14 protein-coding genes are annotated in these 17,426 nt (G+C 39.2%); 6 read left to right on the top strand and 8 right to left on the bottom strand.

Translation table 11 applies throughout. The annotated features are described in order from the left end of the window. Positions 1-7 precede the first annotated feature (7 nt). Positions 8-2,113, bottom strand: coding sequence for a type I-F CRISPR-associated protein Csy2 (locus tag RGE70_RS03245; protein ID WP_310470122.1), 2,106 nt, complete (start codon positions 2,111-2,113; stop codon positions 8-10). Next, entirely contained in the window at positions 2,107-3,342 is a 1,236-nt protein-coding gene (locus tag RGE70_RS03240) for a TniQ family protein (RefSeq protein ID WP_310470121.1), read from the bottom strand. Before RGE70_RS03240 ends, RGE70_RS03245 begins: the two co-directional genes overlap by 7 nt. Before the next feature lie 344 nt (positions 3,343-3,686). Between RGE70_RS03240 and RGE70_RS03235 the strand changes: the two genes are divergently transcribed. Genes RGE70_RS03235 through RGE70_RS03220 form a run of 4 tightly spaced genes read left to right on the top strand, consistent with a single transcriptional unit; the run spans position 3,687 to position 8,759 of the window. After that, a complete protein-coding gene (locus tag RGE70_RS03235) occupies positions 3,687-4,883 on the top strand; it encodes an N-6 DNA methylase (RefSeq protein ID WP_310470120.1) in 1,197 nt (398 codons plus the stop codon). Next, positions 4,873-5,790, top strand: a complete 918-nt coding sequence (locus tag RGE70_RS03230; protein WP_310470119.1) for a phosphoribosyltransferase-like protein — start codon at positions 4,873-4,875, stop codon at positions 5,788-5,790. The genes RGE70_RS03235 and RGE70_RS03230 overlap by 11 nt, the downstream gene beginning before the upstream one ends. Beyond that, complete coding sequence (locus RGE70_RS03225; protein WP_310470118.1) at positions 5,791-7,821, top strand: ORC-CDC6 family AAA ATPase; 2,031 nt, start codon at positions 5,791-5,793, stop codon at positions 7,819-7,821. Next, positions 7,818-8,759, top strand: coding sequence for a hypothetical protein (locus RGE70_RS03220; RefSeq protein WP_310470117.1), 942 nt, complete (start codon positions 7,818-7,820; stop codon positions 8,757-8,759). Before RGE70_RS03225 ends, RGE70_RS03220 begins: the two co-directional genes overlap by 4 nt. 193 nt (positions 8,760-8,952) lie before the next feature. Here RGE70_RS03220 and RGE70_RS03215 read toward each other — a convergent pair whose 3' ends face one another. After that, the gene (locus RGE70_RS03215; protein ID WP_310470116.1) at positions 8,953-9,279 is read right to left on the bottom strand and encodes a helix-turn-helix domain-containing protein; all 327 of its coding nucleotides are present in this window, start codon (positions 9,277-9,279) and stop codon (positions 8,953-8,955) included. Positions 9,280-9,499: 220 nt separating this feature from the next. On the opposite strand from RGE70_RS03215, the gene RGE70_RS03210 reads away from it, so the two are divergent. Beyond that, entirely contained in the window at positions 9,500-10,036 is a 537-nt protein-coding gene (locus RGE70_RS03210) for a VspR family transcription factor (protein ID WP_310470115.1), read from the top strand. 4 nt (positions 10,037-10,040) lie between these two features. Beyond that, positions 10,041-11,441 carry a DEAD/DEAH box helicase gene (locus tag RGE70_RS03205; protein ID WP_310470114.1) on the top strand — a complete coding sequence of 467 codons (1,401 nt, stop codon included), beginning with the start codon at positions 10,041-10,043 and terminating at the stop codon, positions 11,439-11,441. A 67-nt stretch (positions 11,442-11,508) separates the two neighbouring features. On the opposite strand, the gene RGE70_RS03200 is transcribed toward RGE70_RS03205, so the two are convergent. From RGE70_RS03200 to RGE70_RS03180, 5 genes are all read right to left on the bottom strand, one after another. After that, positions 11,509-12,507: a TniB family NTP-binding protein gene (locus tag RGE70_RS03200; RefSeq protein WP_310470113.1), complete on the bottom strand. Its 999-nt coding sequence runs from the start codon at positions 12,505-12,507 to the stop codon at positions 11,509-11,511. Positions 12,508-12,509: 2 nt separating this feature from the next. Then, positions 12,510-14,363 (bottom strand): TnsB C-terminal domain-containing protein, encoded by a 1,854-nt coding sequence (locus tag RGE70_RS03195; protein WP_310470112.1) that lies wholly within the window; start codon positions 14,361-14,363, stop codon positions 12,510-12,512. Further along, positions 14,356-14,955, bottom strand: coding sequence for a TnsA endonuclease N-terminal domain-containing protein (locus RGE70_RS03190; RefSeq protein WP_310470111.1), 600 nt, complete (start codon positions 14,953-14,955; stop codon positions 14,356-14,358). The genes RGE70_RS03195 and RGE70_RS03190 overlap by 8 nt, the downstream gene beginning before the upstream one ends. Positions 14,956-15,128: 173 nt before the next feature. Further along, on the bottom strand, positions 15,129-15,767 hold the full coding sequence (gene cobO, locus RGE70_RS03185) for a cob(I)yrinic acid a,c-diamide adenosyltransferase (RefSeq protein ID WP_310470110.1): 639 nt from the start codon (positions 15,765-15,767) through the stop codon (positions 15,129-15,131). A gap of 100 nt (positions 15,768-15,867) precedes the next feature. Next, positions 15,868-17,421, bottom strand: a complete 1,554-nt coding sequence (locus tag RGE70_RS03180) for a cobyric acid synthase (RefSeq protein WP_310470109.1) — start codon at positions 17,419-17,421, stop codon at positions 15,868-15,870. Positions 17,422-17,426: the final 5 nt, after the last annotated feature.

Raw genomic sequence — 17,426 nt, 5'->3', positions numbered from 1 at the left:
AGCATCCTCAAATCCGTTTCATTAGCATTGAAGTCTCTTTTATATCGAGCATCCAAAATGCTCGCCTAAAAAAGTTATTCATTCCCTGCAACCTTATATCAATAGCAGTGGCACACTCAACCACTCCTATCGCTGGCTCAGCATAACAATGTAATGGCTCTAACGAATTCTTGCGGCTTTCAGGTGGTCCTAACATCAGATATCCCGACATGACTGGGCAGAGTGCTACATTTAGCTTCAATAACTGCAGCAACCCATCAAGGCTATCCATTTGATACCTAGTCGGCATTATCCATTTACCGGATGCAGGAAGCCGCCTTAGCTTCGAATAAAGCGATGCTTCGCTACTATACAACTCGCACCATTCATCTACAGCACCTATCTCTGGAGGGTGCATTACACCGCCAGCAAAGTTGGCAGGAAAGCTTGCTTTTATAGCATCTGTAGAGTTATCAATTGCATCTAAGTCCTCTTCATAACCATCGATATGTACCACAAGATCTAACACTAAATCACAGTGCCGATTATCTACAATCCCTGCTCGTCTAAACTGGTTTTCTTTTTGCCCTTGCATACCGTACTCAGGCAGTTTTTTACCTGCTACAGATGAGTACTGGCGAATAAACCACGAAAAGGAGGTCATACTTAGCTGGGTGCCAAGCCTTTCATTTAATCGCCGTTGGTAGTTGTGCATCATACCCCAAACAGCCGTTAGTGATGGTAAGCCTGCACAATAAGGGTTAGATAATGCTTGAGCATCAAACACTCGTATACCTTTTAGATACAAATAACGCTGTTGATTGTCCTCATCAGAATCTATTGCTATTGCATTCGGTTCTTTCGAGAGGTTATCGAGTAACCATTTCAAACTACTTTTTAATGGCTTCATCAAATGCTGATGGAAGGCATATTTTTGTAATGTGTTTGAGTTAGACAAGACTGTATTTAACAGGCTAAACATGGGGTTTAGTAACTCGACAAGGTTTTCTTTTTGCGTAGTTAAAAACTGATACTCAAATGAGCCATGAATACTGGCCAATTCACTAACATTAATCTTGTTCTCTTCAACCTCTAATCGCCACTCTAATAGAGGTGATAACCACTCAGTCAGGGTTGCTCTTATCTGCCTCATGCATGCTACTTTCTGCTTTCTACGCTGCTTTAATGCCAGTTCAAAATTCTTTGATAAAAGCCCCTCTAAAGCTCTCTCGAATCGAGGTTGTGATAACGCGCCTTTGTTTAATACCGTTTGACTGGCTTGAACCTTTAACACCCAAGAGTCACTTAATCCATGCACTGCATTTCCTATTCGAGGAGGATAATTCAGCGCTTTGACGTTTCCACCAAGAGAGGCCGACAACTCACTAACAGCCGCTGGACGCGTAAACTCAATATTAGTGTATCGGCCCTGCTTAGCCATTGCAGCTTGTTGTATTTCAGCTTGAAGTGCATGACTAACAACTGGTGTTATCGCCAAATAGCCACCTCGATAAGGCAGACGAACTTGAACGGAATATTTATCGACACGACTGGGGCTCTCATCACTAGGCAATGAAGCTTTAACCCTGCCACACAAGTTCATGAAGTCCTTCACAAGCATGCCTAACGCTTGAAAAACTTCTTTCCACTCCTTAGGAGCATCAGCCAAAAGAGTCGCGAGGCAACAAACTCGTTCTTGCCAGATTAAATGACAGGTAAATAACTTTGCTAAATTCACTTTGGCACTGTCATGTGACCAACCCAAAGTGCTGATGCAGTTTGCACTACTCAATACATGGGGACGTGAAAACGGAGGTGCTGTTATCAGCCTTTGCTTGCTGACTCGTATGTCGGGATACTTTAAATTATGCGTATGTAACCATTGCACCTCGCCAATACAGGCATCTACATGTGCATCAGTATTGAGTGTTTGCTTGGCTAAGCGTTTATCAAGTAGATCATCAACCCGTTTTCTAGGGTAAGTCAGATTAAGTAAAATAGTTAACGCAGAGGCCTCATTGCCCGTCACATCCATCGGCGCGGTATAGGCGGTAAATGCTCGCCTTAAAGCAATATTCCGCTCAGAGATATCATCAATATCAAGTAACTCTTCGAATTTCTGTTTATCTACCATGCTGATAAGTACATTCCTTGTTTATCGTTGCCAAAACTAGTTTTGTACTCGATAACTTGTCTTAAGTAGAACACACCAATATGAGGACCGATTCGTGTCCGAATTTTCGACCTCATTCCAGCAGTTAACACACCTTCTTGATAAAGCCGATACACTTGCTCATGGGTAGTCGATAGTAATACTGCGGTTTCAGCCACACAGACCAACATATCAGCCACGTTGGGCTTTTTTGATTTAGGATGCGACTCTACTATTTTGCTGATGTATTCCATCAAAGCAAGGTAGATAAAATGCGGCTCTTTATCTTCAGGCAGTAAACACTGGGAATCTAATATCAGCTCACCGTAAATTGACCTAAATGATGTGCGATTAAACAGGTCAATAAGCCTCGCTTCAGCACCAGAAGTCACTGCATCAAGTTCTCGATAATAACTTGTAGGCCACTCCTCAAAGTAGCCAACTGATCCATGCATAATACATTCAGTATTTTTTGCATGGCGCTTCTGATACCAAAGCAAAGCAGCAAATCGCTGCGTCGCAGATGTGCCCATAAATAACAGAGGGTTGTTAGATAAAGCATCACCATCAAACAAGCTACGGGACAATGAAACCGCTTGGCTATCGGCTTTTGCGCTCGCAGCGGTCGTGAAATCAAAGCCGCAAGTACAGTAACTAATCGATTCATTCTCAATGTAATTGATAGGTTGTTGGCAATCAGGGCAATGATGGATCAGTTCACACTCATGCTTGGCACATGCATTAACAGGTTTCAAATGCCAAACCTGGTGAATATAGGGCTCTTCTTTAAGGCATTGAGGACAAACAGGCACACTTTCAATACCATCTTCACCAGCGCAACGAATAAAACTCAATGGAATATCAACACCATAACGATGCACTGCCGACATACCTCCCACAAACCTTCGATTCGATCGTAGTAAGGCCTGTTTTTGTAACTCATGTGGAGGTAAATCAAGCAGGGATTCTAGCAAGCTCAACGCCCGCATTCTAAAGTGGCTATTATGCTTGGCGTGAAAAACATTTAGACGTTTAAGCTCAATAGGAAAAGCCCCATGTGCCTCAAAGTCCAGTTCGTGAAGTTCCTCACGAATGGCCAAACTCAGCTGTTGATACGAGTCAAAGAAGTTCTCCGCCACGACTCTTAGCAAGTAACTTTCCAGTGACTCATCACTGAACGCGCGTGCTTTAGGAGAAAAAAGAAAAGCCATACAGCACCTAAACTAAGGAAGTCTTAGTTACAATCTAATTAATCTGTTGTTTGTATGCAAGGGAAATTAAAGCATATGGGATAGTTTTTTGGCAATTTGTTAATTAACACCTAACACATCCTCTGGATGATAACTAACTGTTTGACCGATAATTACTGTAAAATTGACAGGTTCTATCTTGAGATGCATTAGGAAAAATACTCTCAACCCCATTAAGTAGTGTTTGATTTCCGCTAAACTAAATTGCATGTAATTCTTAAGTACTTAGAGTTTAACTGTTCAAGCCTTTAGTCATCAGTAAAGATTCGTTTTGAACCCGATTAAAAATGTCATATGATACACGCATGATGTCAAATACTGCTGCAACTAAACAACTGCGAGAAGAATACGAGCAATTCTACACAAGTAGAGGGCTGGGAAGGTTGTTGCTATCTCAGATACCGGACAACGCATGGTTCAATAAGAAACTAAATGCCTTGGATTTATGCATGGGGCAAGGCTCTTTGCTAGAGTGTGTTGCTGAAATAGCTTCTTACACATCGCTGTTTGGCACAGATATAGATCAGTTCAACATAGATGCTGTAAATCGAAATCCTCAGCTAAATGTAAATACATACTGTATTGATGCAACAACTCCAGAAGTAAGTGCTCTATACACAAAAGAGCAATTTGATCTAATTGTTGGAAATCCACCTTTTAAGCTAATTCGCAATGAAGATTTTATCAAGACTGAACTTGAAAACCTTGGTTATTACTCTTGCTCAGCTTACATAGAGGCCGAAGTTTACTTCTTATTATACGGTCTAAAGTTATTAAAAAATAATGGCTACCTAGCTTATATACTACCCGATGGAATATTTACAAAAATAGCACTTAATACTCTCAGGAAATTCTTGGTAGATAACTTTACCATTGAATCAATAGTTGAAATTGAACCTAAGTCCTTTCAAGGGACAGAGGCAAAGACTCACCTGATTATAATAAAAAAATGTGAGTCTAAAAAATCTAAAATACCATTATTAAAGTCACAACTTCCGACGCGAGAAATAAGTAAGATTGACTTTATAAACAGAGGAGATTACTCGTATTATAGAAAAGCTAGTGCTTTTAAAAAGGAAACTTTAGCTAGCCTTAAAGTAAATATTTTGCGAGGCAAAAAGACTAAAAAAAACCTTTTACAAATGGGCGTTAGTAACTATATCCATACAACTAATATTACTCATAACGGTTCAGAACTAAATACTACACTCAATGCAGATGACAAAATAGTAGCTCAAAAAGGTGACATTGTAATTGCACGAGTGGGAACTCGATGTTTAGGGAAGTTTGGATTCATTGAATCTGGAGAGTTTTATATTTCCGACTGTGTCTTCATAGTAAGATGCAATAATCATGAGAATCAAAAATCAATATTAAATACGCTTTCATCACCTTTTGGAAAAAATTGGATCGACTCTGTTTCTAAAGGTGTAGGAGCAAGACATATAACAACTTCTGATTTATACAAACTTCCCATAGTAGTAGGCAACAATGAAAATTAAAATACCTGATAATCATGAGTCAATATATGAAGACGCAGTAGATGTAACAAAGAAACTTATAAGATTCAATTATTGGGATAGGCTTGACATCTCAGATCTTGATGCTTGGCTAGATAACTTTGAAACTAATGAGGATAAATATTTCGCTTCAGGAATATTGCTATCTATAATATATAGAAGCAGTAAATCCATTACCACCTTTGGAGCAAATATAATTCAAATAAAGCTTCCTAACATTTTAGAGAAACATAACCTTTATAGTATCCAATGTATAGAATCTTGGGAAAAAGACTTAAAGGCAGGGAATAAAAAACAGTTACCTATAAGATTTTCCGCTATAGAGGGTATTGATGGTAAGCCAGGTAAAAGCGGCTCTGCTATTTATAGAGATATATGTAACAAACACTTCCATTCTCGTCTGGGTGTTCTTTATAATGAGGTTTCAGAAAAACTAGAAAAAGATAAAGATTTTAAAGTTCTTGTCTTATTTGATGACATTTTAGGAACTGGAACTCAATTCAGGGCGTACATTGATAAATTCAACTTGGATAGTTTAGGTATAAAAATAATTTATTTTCCGTTTGCAGCTTACCAAGAAAGTATAGATTCTATACATTCTGATTATGAAAATATCATTATCTGCCCAGTTGAAGTATTAACTAGTAGTGAGTCATTGTTCTCCGAAAATAATTTGGCTTTTTTTAATAAATTTCATAGCGAAAACACTAGTGAAGAACTAAAAAAATATTATTTAAATATTTGTGAGCGGAAAAATATCAAAGCAAAAGATATCTTTGGATTTGGTGAGTTAGCTTTGACATACTTTTTCAGCAATTCAGTACCCAATAATAACATTGCAGCATTGTGGTACGATAGTGATACATGGACTCAATTGGTAGGAAGATAAATGGAAAAGAAACTATCGGATGTAGTATCAAAAAACCGTGCAGAAGAGTTCCCCGATGATCTTTGGGGGCAATACGTTTTACCTTTAGAGTATGAAGCAGCCAACTTACACAAACTAACTAAAGGCTCAGTCATAGAAGGTGGAAGAGGCTCGGGTAAGACGATGTTCCTAAAATACCATTGCCATGAAACGATGTTTAGCCAAAATAGAAAAAGTTTACCTCATGACATTACAAATCATATAGGTATTTATTGGAAGCCTGATACTTCATTTACTCAAATGATTACTGAAGATTGGTTAGATAACAGCTGGCGTTCAGCATTTAATACATATGCATCTCTATGTGTGATGATTGAGTACTGCAAGCTTTGCTCAAGCATATCCAAGTCTCACCTATCAAATCAATATATCAAAGATGAAATTAAGCTCGTAAAAATCCCTAAGTTACTAGCTGAAGATATTAAAGTAGAACACAAAGAACTAATTAATCTAGAGTCGGATATAAAAGGTTGCCTCTACAGATTAACCAACTGGATTAACTTACCAGATACAGAACTACCTCCTTATAGCCTTACTTTAAAACCTGTAATCAGCTTACTTAGTGATGCTATTAGGGATATTGACGAAAACTTTAAAAATACTACTTTTCACATTTTAATTGACGAGTTTGAAAATTTATCATCAGAGCAACAAAAAATAATAAACACTTACTTAAAACATAGCGATAAATCATTAATATTCAGTATTGCTTATAAGAAAAATGCTAAAGTTAGCAATGGAACTCTAAGTCAGGAAAACATAGTCGATAGAAATGACTTTAGGCGTATAGATCTAGAGTCCATATATTTAAATGACCTAAATCCAACATCTTATGAAGTGCTTGCTGCTGAGATATTAGCGCTAAAGTTATTTGAAACCAATAATTCATCCAGCAGTGAAAATGAAGAGATAATTAGAAACTACTCTAACCCTGATTTTTTAAAGATACGTAAAGATCCTACTTATCAAAATAATTTGAAAGAAAGTGTGAAGTCTCTATTCCAAAGTATGAGTTTGCATGAGGTTAGTAAGCAAATTATTTCAGATAAAGTTCTTCTGAATAAACTAAGAACAACTTTAATTTCAGAGGGTTTGAAGAAAAGAAAAAACCATGATTTATCAGAATCCGACTTCATTGATGTTGACTATCCCGAAGCCAGTATAGTTAACGGAGCGATCTTAAATCGTAGTTCTACAGACTTGATTAAGCTGAAAATCGAATTTGATCGTTATAAGTCAGGTGATAGTGACACTCCATATAAAGGCTGGATAAGTAATAATTTATATGGTGTTATTCTATATATATATAACACTCTCCCCCAGAGAGAGTGCCCACTGTACGCTGGATTTAATCAATTCATACTAATGTCTAGAGGAAATCTAAGGCACTTCCTAGAACTTTGCTATCAGACATTCATAAGAGCGGAAGTAAAAAATAAGCAACCAGAAAACTCATCAGCTATCAATGTAGACATTCAAGGAAAAGCAACAAAGGCTACAAGTACAGCTCAATTGGAAAAAATAGAAGAACTTGGTTCAAATGGCATACATCTAAAAAGAATGGCAAAAAGGCTTGGTAGCTTATTTTCTTTGTCACAGAAAAGGAAATCTCAGAGTGAATCAGAGGTTAACCATTTTACAATAGCTTTATCCGACATTTCACTACTCGACGATGAAACTGAAAGGCTATTGAACGAAGCGACAGTATGGTCTGTTCTCTTCAAAGTAAGAGGGACAAAAGCAAAATCGCACAATGATGTTGAAATGGTTGATTACATTCTACATCCAGTTCTTTCTTGTCATTTTGGTATAAGCCCTAGAAAGAAAAGAAAGCTTAAATTCAATGTAGAAGAAATAAAAACTATCTGTTACGGGCAAGAATTGGAGTTTAATGAACTTAAGAAAAAGCTTACTAAACAATGGGGTATAAGCAGCACGCAAGTTTATAATGATGCACCAAATAATCAGCATGGACAGTATTCATTATTATGATTAATATAAAAAAGATAAATGAACATCCTAGCCTTGATGACATCCCTCTTTCCAACCACGATGTCATTTTTCACGGTAGTGAAATTGATATTAGAACGAAGACAATACTAGATAAAATCAAATCAGATAGTAATAAAAACGCCTTCATTGTGAAATACAACAAAGATGTTTTTCGTCTAAATATTGGAAGTGATACGATAAGTCCAAGGAAACTCGAAGAGTTTTTTTCCCAAAAAAAATACAATTCAGTTTTCATTGAAGCAACTTCTTTAGATTTACCTGAAATTATTTATTTATTCTCAGGGATTACCTTATCTAAATGCTCTTGTACTATAACCATCTCATATTTAGAGCCTAATGATTATAAACGCTCATCTAATACAGGTGATGACAGACAGTCAGGAATTCGGGAACAGGAGTTTATTCTTAGTGACAAGAAAGGTAACTTCGGATATTTACCACTGTTTGCAGTAAACAGTTCACAGACATCAAAATCAACGCTTATAACTACTTTAGGGTTTGAAAGCAGTAGGCTTGGACAGCTACTTTCTCAAGATGATGGTTTCGCGTACGAACGAATTGAAGCTTATGTAGGTCTCCCCGCATATAAACCTGGTTGGGAAAATCGTTCCATATATAAACATATGAGATATCTGTCACCGGATAAAGCAGAGTTAAAATTGTTTCCAGCCTGTAATCCCTATGCGTTTGCGAAACAGCTCGGGAAGCTCGCAAAAAAAGGACAAGAAAAGAAAATAGTTTTTGCTCCAATGGGAACAAAACCCGCAGTAATAGCTATATCGACTTTCTTAGTGAATGAGTGTTTAGGGAATAAGAAAAACTCTCAGTTTGGTGCACTGTACGACTTTCCAGAAAAGTCTAGAAATCGAAGTGTTGGAGTTGGGAAGATATATTCTTACGAGCTTGTATCAAGTTAAAATCATCTAAATAAATTTAGGGAGGCAACACTCTCCCTACTTTAAAATTTGTGTTTCTAATAAATATATTGCTTTGGCTTGTCGTAGTAATGGATTGGATGGCATTTTGCCTTAAGCTTGTCGAAACTACCATACCCGAACCAATCCATCTCCAGCTAAGTTAGCGCTTCTACAAGCACATTTTTTCCAAAACCTATTTATCTGAAGCATTTAATTTAGACAACTGCTCTATTAAAATATCTTTTTCTTCATCACTCATTTGCTCTAAAAGACATAGTACTTGAGCATTTTTGTCTGACTCACAGAAAAAGTAAGCTACTGGCACGTCTAACTCATCCGCCATCGCTTTTAGCGTTGCATAATCAGGGGTGTGCTTACCTTTCTCATAATGATTCATGCGTGCGCTCGCCGTTCCCGGTTCCATTCCTAATTGAATGCCCAGTTGCTTTTGGCTGATGCCCATCGCTGTTCTTGCCTGCTTAAGCCTAAGCGGCAGTGGATTGATCTGCTTTTCTGACACGAGTTCATTATTGTCTGATCCTAGATAACTTAGATTGTCTTAGTTTTTTCACTTAAGGTATACTAAGGAATCCTTAGCTTTTTAGGCTGTATTGTCAAGTTTTAACCAAATTTGATAAGGTCTGGACTGATAGGGGGAGAAATAGTTAGAGGAAATTAATTATAGAAACGTCACGGAATGGCTCGTTAAACATTGAAATTATTAACAATTGGTAAATATCGTGACCCAATCAATGATCCGTATAAACGAAATGCTTATTAGTATTTTAAAAAGTAAAACACTCACTCAATTTACTGCCGTTGAGTTGAAAAAAATGTTCATAAAGGAACAATCTGACACAAAAACTGACACCATAAACAAAGGTGCTAGCCAATTAGTACATAGAACATTGAACAAACTATGTCGCGCTAACTTCATTGAAAAACAGATTGATGCCAAAAAAGTAATATTTATTAAGACTCCCATGTTTGATGAAAGCCGCCTCTATGCAAGCATGCCGCGTAAACTAGTCTCAAAAGAGCCCATCGTTAACGACAACACTCTTAAGTTACAAAAAATTAAAATTACGCTTAATCAATACCACATTGATCTGCTGGGCCATATTGGAGAAGCAGAAGAGTTCAAACGACTATTTAATGAATTCCCTGAAACGAAGACGAGTTTATACTCCCGCTATATGCATGCGCGCAACCAAAGCTCATCAATGGTCGGTAAAATTAAAGCCATAGAAGCCTGTATCAACACCCTAGAGAGTTAATATCGTGAAGTTAAGACAATGGCAGCATGATTGCGTTAAAAAGGCACTAGTTACCTACAAATCACAAAATCACTTTATGTGTTTAGCAACTCCAGGAGCGGGCAAGACTGTAATGGCCGCCGAGTTGGCGGCTAGATTAATTACTATGGGGAAAGTTGATTTTGTTTTATGTTTCTCACCATCCTCCGAAGTAAACGAAAGTATAAGAGCCAACTTCTCACGACGACTACTCAAGCGGTTTGATGGATTAATGGGAGCTATAGGAAGTGTTTACACTTATCAGTCCATGTCTTCATTAACCCCTGAGTTTTGGCAACTTCTTCATAGTCATAATGTCTTTGTCATTATGGATGAAGTGCATCACCTAAAAGGGACTGAACTCAATAATGCCAACGCATGGGGAGAGGAGGTATTACTAAATATTCAAAACCAAGCTTGCTATACCTTGGCTTTATCTGGCACTCCATGGCGGTCTGATTCTGCACCTATCGTACTTTCCAGATTTACTGAACCCGATAACACCATTCATTGTGATTTTGTCTATGGTCTAAAACAAGCTGTAGCCGATGGCGTATGTCGCAAACCCAATATTGCACTCATTGATAATGACAAAATTAGATTAGATGATGAGCTAGAGTCAGAAACGTTTTCATCTATTGCTGAGTTATTAAAAGGGTCTGGATTCAGCTATAAAGCATTAATTAATAATCAACAGGTGATGCATTACATGCTGAGCCAAGGTATTAAAAAACTAGAACAAATACGTCAAGAAAATCCCTTAGCTGGCGGGCTCATTGTTGCTTCATCAATCAAACATGCTAAACAGTTATACCAATCTCTTATTGCAGATTTTAAACAAACAGCCTGTATTGTCACTTCTAAGTTGAAGCATCCTTCACACACTATTGAAGCCTTTAGACAGAACGATACTCAATGGATAGTGAGTGTTGGTATGATCTCAGAAGGGACAGATATTCCACGGCTGCAGGTATGTTGTCACCTGAGTCGCATCAAAACCGAAATGCATTATCGCCAAGTATTAGGCCGTATATTAAGAGTCACTTCCGCTGAGGTTCAACAAGCTTGGTTATTTACCTTAGCTGAAGCTAGCCTTACTGAATTTGCTTATAGGATCGATCAAGATCTACCGGAAAACTCTGTCATTGTTGAACAAATTGAGCAACAAGAACTAAATTTGGCTTTATCTCATAAACCAACCTCGACTGAGTTTGATCACGACTTAAGCAGCAATCTACACTTCTCAGATATATCACTAGCCACTAAAGCAGCTACACCACCACATCTAATCGATATGGAGGAAGAAAACAGTTACAACTTAGCCCTGCTAGGCGGATACAAAGAACAAATTGTGAGGATGTTTGATACTCACTTACTGAGTAGCTGAACTAAGGTTTATAAGTTTAATTTTGAGGCACTCTACAAACGACTAGATCCTCTCCTTTATTACTTCATTACTTCAAACTCAAGATATCATTGAGTGCCATCGGCTTAGTATACTTTGGGCCTATTGTAAGCTGATCTACGGTTTTCATATCAGAGTTTATGCGTGAAGGACTTTCGACCTCCGTTAATTTCAGCTGCTCAAAAGGTAGTTCAAATACATTAGGTTGTTCTGGAACCATAGAAGCGTAAACAACACTTAAATGCGCTAGAGAGATAGTCTTGTCCTGTTGTTGCAACGAGAGAATTAGCGCTTCTTGTAATAACTCCTTAATAAAACGGTTTTCTCCATTAGTTGCTGCAAACAAAGGGATTGCAATAGCAGGTGTTGCTAAATCTGGCGGAACAGCAAAGGGCATACGACTTGCTAGCCCTTTTAGATATGAAAGGTAGTAGCCCCTTTCATCAATATCTTTAAAATAGAAGTGTTTCAATGTTCGTCTACGAATAAGCCGAGATGCCCATTGAGGATCTTCGCAAATTTGAACAGCCCAAGGCATGCCCACAAAAGCTATCGGAACTTGAGCCTCCTCACTTATGTATTTTAGAGAGTTACCAATAGCTTGACGCTCTTGCTTACTTTTATATTCAAGGATCTCTTGAAACTCATTGATAATAATCAGCTCAACCTTAGTGCGTTTTAGCGCATCAACTAGCTTCTGTTCTAAATTTGTAGCAAAGCCCCAGCGTTTATATTGACTGGTCCCAAATAGCTCAAGATCATGAAGCATTTGAACTAAAGTGCTATCCAAATCCCGTTTAGCCGAAATACGAGTTAGTAATACAGGTATCTGCCTACTATTTAATTCGCTAGCCAACACCTTAGCTTTATAATGATCAATCAGTGCACTTTTCCCTGTTCCAGCCTCACCAGTTATTAAAATGCATTGCTGATCTTTCGAGAGCAGACGCCGAGCTCGTAGTTTATCCAGCTCGTCAATTACACCTTTCACATAAGGATGCTCTATATAACATAAAGAAAACTGCGTCGCTGTAGCCATTATATCCATACTTAAAATGCCTCTATATCATCACTATCCCAATCAAAGGTGCTTATTTTATTGCTATCATTTTCAGGCTCCTCCGCAGATGGTAAAGCTTGTGAGGTATTCATTGATATCGTTGCATGATCAGTATTACTGTCTATGCCTTGGTATTTTGCTAACTTCTTCATCCCTTTTTGCTTTTGTTTGTTCGCCAATGCTTGGTTGACCATCTCTTCAATCTCTAACCTGCTCTGCGCAAGCGATACCGAGTCTTGAGATTCGATAACGTTTTTTCGACGATTTTTAATATTGACCTTATGCTGGGTTAGCGTGAGACCTATGGTATAGCCATCCGGATCTTTAGCGGGTACCTTGAGATAACACTCTTGCTGCTCTAAATACACATAGATGTAGCTTAAATCGTGCGGGTTAATTTTTATATCAGCTTTCAAACCACGCTTAGAGGCAACTGGTGTGTATTTTCGATACTCCAATAACTCCGGTGAATCGTACCGTAAGTGCAAAAACTGTATACCATCTTTTGAAATAGAACGAGTGTCTAAAACTCCTAGTTTGACACGCAGAAGTTCTTGATCATCACCTATATATTCAATCGGTGGATATACTGACGCACCTTCATACCACTTTACTATTGGCACTCGTGTTTTTCGGTCATCTGCTTTTTGGTTATAAACCTCGATAACCCACTTGTGCAGTAATTCATTAAATAAACTGAAGCTTATGGCAGCTTCTTTATCTGGTTGATAATCCCCCTTGGCGTCAATGCTTCTAAAGTTTTTTCCTGGTAGCGAGTCTAAAAACTCAGTGTTTAATGTTCTAAAGAACCGCTCCACTTTAGGCTTTTTCCAAGGTTTGCCAACGGGATTGTAACTCGTGTTTATACCAAGCTCTTTACAAGCCGACTCTAACGCCTCCCCCCAAAACTCAACCCCATTATCAACGACTAAAAGCTCAATTTTTCCATGGCAAGGCCAGTCAGCATTAATACTTGAAAAACTCTTAATTACATCATCTTTACTCAGCATAGTATTAATTAATGCTGCTCGAATAGATAAGTGACTAGGCTCATTAAAACTGACGTAAAACCCCACAACGCAACTACTGTAGCAATCCACGAGAACGGTAATCGTTGGCCGACCAATCACCGTCTGATTATCTTCCATTAATACAGTGAAATCGAGTACCGTGTGATCTATCTCCACTCGCTCCATCACACAGGTTGGCTCTGCGAATTTATTACCTAGTTTGTATTTTTTTTGAACATAGCTACGACCAAAACGTGCTAAGTCAACATCGTAGGGTTCCAAACTTTTAATACGTGCATTAAAACCTGTATAAGAAAGAGGGGTTATTGCTCCTGATACCAAACGACGATTTTCGACTCGAATTAGATCACAATAGTAACAGTAGGTAGTTGCGACACTTGGACGCTCTTTTCGTAAATACTTGTCTTCCAATGCTTTATTAAAATAATAATCACCACTGCGATTTTTAAGGGTTCTGTTACCTTTTTTGCCATGGGAGGGAATAAGTGCAGTTATACAGAAATTAGACTTTCGAAACTTACTATACCAAGCAGCGACAGCACGCCACTTAGGCTTAGACTCATTATCATAGGAGGTCATCTGTGCCAGTAGAGGATCAATATTCTTCTGAGTCCAGCCTCCATCTATACGTTTTTCAATAAACCTGATGTAGTGCAAACGCTTTTTAGTTTCATATTGAATTGGTTGATCATACATCTCGAGAGATTTGCTAGCATTAATACTAATCGAGACTTCGGCATCACTTTTTACACTAAAGATCTCAGAATCGAACTCATCGATTTCATCCCTAAATAGCTCAGTTTCCTCATCCATGAGCTATAGAAAGTTCAGTATCTAAACCAAAAGGAGTCGCACCTAAGTCAAACTTTAATAGCCCCAGTGATGTGCCAATTAGAACTAATTTATTAAGCTGCCCTTGGGTTAACTTGGATTCATCAAGTAACTCACGCACTGTCACGACACCAAGCTTACGTACCAATGACAATATCCATTCAATTTGAGTATTGTATTTTGAATCTCCAGAATAGCGGTGTAACAGTTTAAGGTTATTAAGGAGTGGACCTTTGTGTAGCTGTCGTTCAGTGATCAATCTGAGTTCTATACCAAGCTCAATACAAGACTTCTGTTTATGCTTAAACCTGTGCATTACTTCTAGATCACAAGCCTCTTTTGAATACTTAATCTCATAGTAGATCTGCTTGCCATCTGCACTTGAGACCAAAAAATCAGGGGTGTAAGGAAGGGACTTACCATAATACTGGTAATAAAAACCGATAGGCTGTGCTTCAAAGGCAGACACTGACTTACTGTATTCAAAATGAAAGCAAGCATCAAACTCTAATGAAGACTCTAGCGTTAACGAAGCACGATTCTTTAGGCTAGCAAACTTAAAGAGGTTCTTCACGCGAGAGTGCTTTATGTTTCTTTGGTACATAAAAACACTCAGATGTAGTTAAATGACAAATAAACACTACACTATGTGAACTTATAGTTCAAATTATGCACACTTATTTGTCGCTATGCAGACTTACATGTAATTTATGCAGACTTATGCTTTAAACCACAGCAGGAAGAAATTTAGTAATCGAAGCCGGGTTGGGCTTTGATACCTGCCTCAAACGCATGCTTTACCGGAACCACTTCGCTCACGGTGTCGGCAATGTCGATGATAGCGCGATGACACGCTCTACCCGTTACAATAACATGCTGCATTTTAGGGCGATTTTGTAGTGCGTTAATCACTCTGTCGACTTCTAGGTAGTGATAACTGACCATGTAGGTCAGTTCATCAAGCATCACTAGATCAATGCTTTCATCTTGCAGCAGCTTTTCGGTGGCGCTCCATGCTTTTTCGGCCGCGGCGGTGTCTTTGTCTCTGTCTTGGGTTTCCCACGTAAAGCCGGTTCCCATAACGTGAAATTCAACTCCAGCGCCTTCAAGCAAAGTGCGCTCGCCGCACTCCCAGTTACCTTTTATAAACTGCACTACAGCGGCCTTTTTACCGTGACCAACGGCTCTAGCAACAGTACCAAAACCTGAGGTGGACTTGCCTTTACCGTTACCCGTGAGCACTAACAAGATACCTTTCTCTTCTTGTGCTTGAGCGATTTTAGCGTCAACGCCCTGTTTTACTTTTTGCTGACGCGCTTTATGGCGTTCCGCTTTGGTGGCCGCTGACTTGTTAACACCCGTTTCCGTTGGGTTAGTCTCACTCATGTTTGGTCCTTATACTTCAAGCTTATTGCTTTGGCGGTGGTCGTGACGATTAATCCGCGATTGCTTACCAGGTAGAGCCAATAGCGACAGTAAGCGCTTGCTACAGGTAATTTAAAATGCCATTTAGGGCGTCCATGTCTAGGTCCTCTTCAAGTACATCCGCTAGGCGCTCAAGCTGCTGCTCACGCACATGCTCAACATCAATACTTTGCGCATCTTCCATTCCAGCCCATTGTAGTAGTAACTGACAGGCTTTGGGTGAGTCAAATATACCATGCACATAGGTACCAAAGATTTGATTGTCACTCGAGATCATCCCTTCGCTTTGCCAGCGTTGAGTTTGCCTTTTCTCGCCGCCTTTAACACTGCGGGTTAACGTAATGGGCTCGACCAATTTCATTAATGATTTGGAGCGCCCACAATGTATTTCATAGCCTTTAATGGCTGCTTGTTGGTCAAGTAGCGACAACACGCCTTCAATTTGCACGAGTACTTTGTTGTTAGTTAGCTCGGTAACCAAGGGCAATAACCCTAGGCCTTCTTCGCTGCCGGGTGCGTCTTCAACCCCTTGCGGATCATCAATCAAATGGCCTAACATTTGGTAACCGCCGCAAATACCCAGCACTTTTCCGCCGTAACGTAAGTGCTTTTCGATCTCTTGTTCCCAGCCTTGGTCGCGAATAAAGGCCAGATCAGCCCGCACATTTTTACTACCAGGAATAATAATCAAGTCCGCTGGCGGCAAGCTGGCCTTAGTGGGCGATTTGGTTGCTTGGATTTGCATTGAAACGTAGTTAAATTCAATTTGCGGATTAAGCCGTAACGGATCAAAGTCGGTATGGTTACTAATACGGGGTAACACAAGTACCAGTACTTTTAATTTTTTATCGGCGCGGTGCTCTGGCGCAGCAACTAGTGCGTCTTCGGCGTCTAAATGCAGATCATGCAAGTAGGGCAATACACCCAACACCGGTTTTTTTGTGTGGTTTTCAAGCCAATCTATGCCCGGTTGCAGTAAGCTAACATCACCACGAAAACGGTTTATTACAAACCCTTTTACGCGCGCTTGCTCTGATTCACTTAACAGCGATAACGTGCCGACCAAGTGCGCAAATACGCCACCTTTGTCGATATCGGCAATGATAATAACGGGGCAATCGACCTCTTCAGCAAAACCCATATTAGCAATATCACCAGCGCGTAAGTTAATCTCGGCAGGGCTGCCAGCGCCTTCAACAAATAGCATTTCGTATTGGCTACATAGCCGCTCATACGACGCTTTAACCGCCGCCATGGCTTTAACTCGGTAGCCTTCGGCATTTTTACCAAAGTAGTCTTTGGCTTCCATTTTCATTAATGCCTTACCATGCACTATGACTTGGGAGCCGGTATCTGAGCTGGGTTTTAGCAATATAGGGTTAAAGTCGATTTGAGGCTCAAGGCGGCTAGCCATGGCCTGTAATGCTTGGGCTCGGCCGATTTCACCACCATCAATGGTCACGGCACTGTTAAGCGCCATATTTTGCGGTTTAAACGGGGCAACGTCATGGCCATTTCTGACAAATAGTCGGCATAGCCCAGCAACTAATGTGGTTTTACCAGCATCAGATGTGGTTCCTTGTACCATCAATACGCGGCATTTTTTGTTTATCATTATTA

This window comes from Shewanella youngdeokensis, from assembly GCF_033180165.1.
GTDB lineage: Bacteria > Pseudomonadota > Gammaproteobacteria > Enterobacterales > Shewanellaceae > Shewanella > Shewanella youngdeokensis.
This window is presented reverse-complemented; position numbering and strand designations above follow the sequence as displayed.

Coding starts and splice junctions, on each gene's coding strand:
- RGE70_RS03220 (WP_310470117.1), top strand. CDS start 7,818: ATGATTAATATAAAAAAGATAAATGAACATCCTAGCCTTGATGACATC.
- RGE70_RS03200 (WP_310470113.1), bottom strand. CDS start 12,507: ATGGATATAATGGCTACAGCGACGCAGTTTTCTTTATGTTATATAGAG.
- RGE70_RS03195 (WP_310470112.1), bottom strand. CDS start 14,363: ATGGATGAGGAAACTGAGCTATTTAGGGATGAAATCGATGAGTTCGAT.
- RGE70_RS03225 (WP_310470118.1), top strand. CDS start 5,791: ATGGAAAAGAAACTATCGGATGTAGTATCAAAAAACCGTGCAGAAGAG.
- RGE70_RS03245 (WP_310470122.1), bottom strand. CDS start 2,113: ATGGTAGATAAACAGAAATTCGAAGAGTTACTTGATATTGATGATATC.
- cobO (WP_310470110.1), bottom strand. CDS start 15,767: ATGAGTGAGACTAACCCAACGGAAACGGGTGTTAACAAGTCAGCGGCC.
- RGE70_RS03240 (WP_310470121.1), bottom strand. CDS start 3,342: ATGGCTTTTCTTTTTTCTCCTAAAGCACGCGCGTTCAGTGATGAGTCA.
- RGE70_RS03180 (WP_310470109.1), bottom strand. CDS start 17,421: ATGATAAACAAAAAATGCCGCGTATTGATGGTACAAGGAACCACATCT.
- RGE70_RS03235 (WP_310470120.1), top strand. CDS start 3,687: ATGATGTCAAATACTGCTGCAACTAAACAACTGCGAGAAGAATACGAG.
- RGE70_RS03230 (WP_310470119.1), top strand. CDS start 4,873: ATGAAAATTAAAATACCTGATAATCATGAGTCAATATATGAAGACGCA.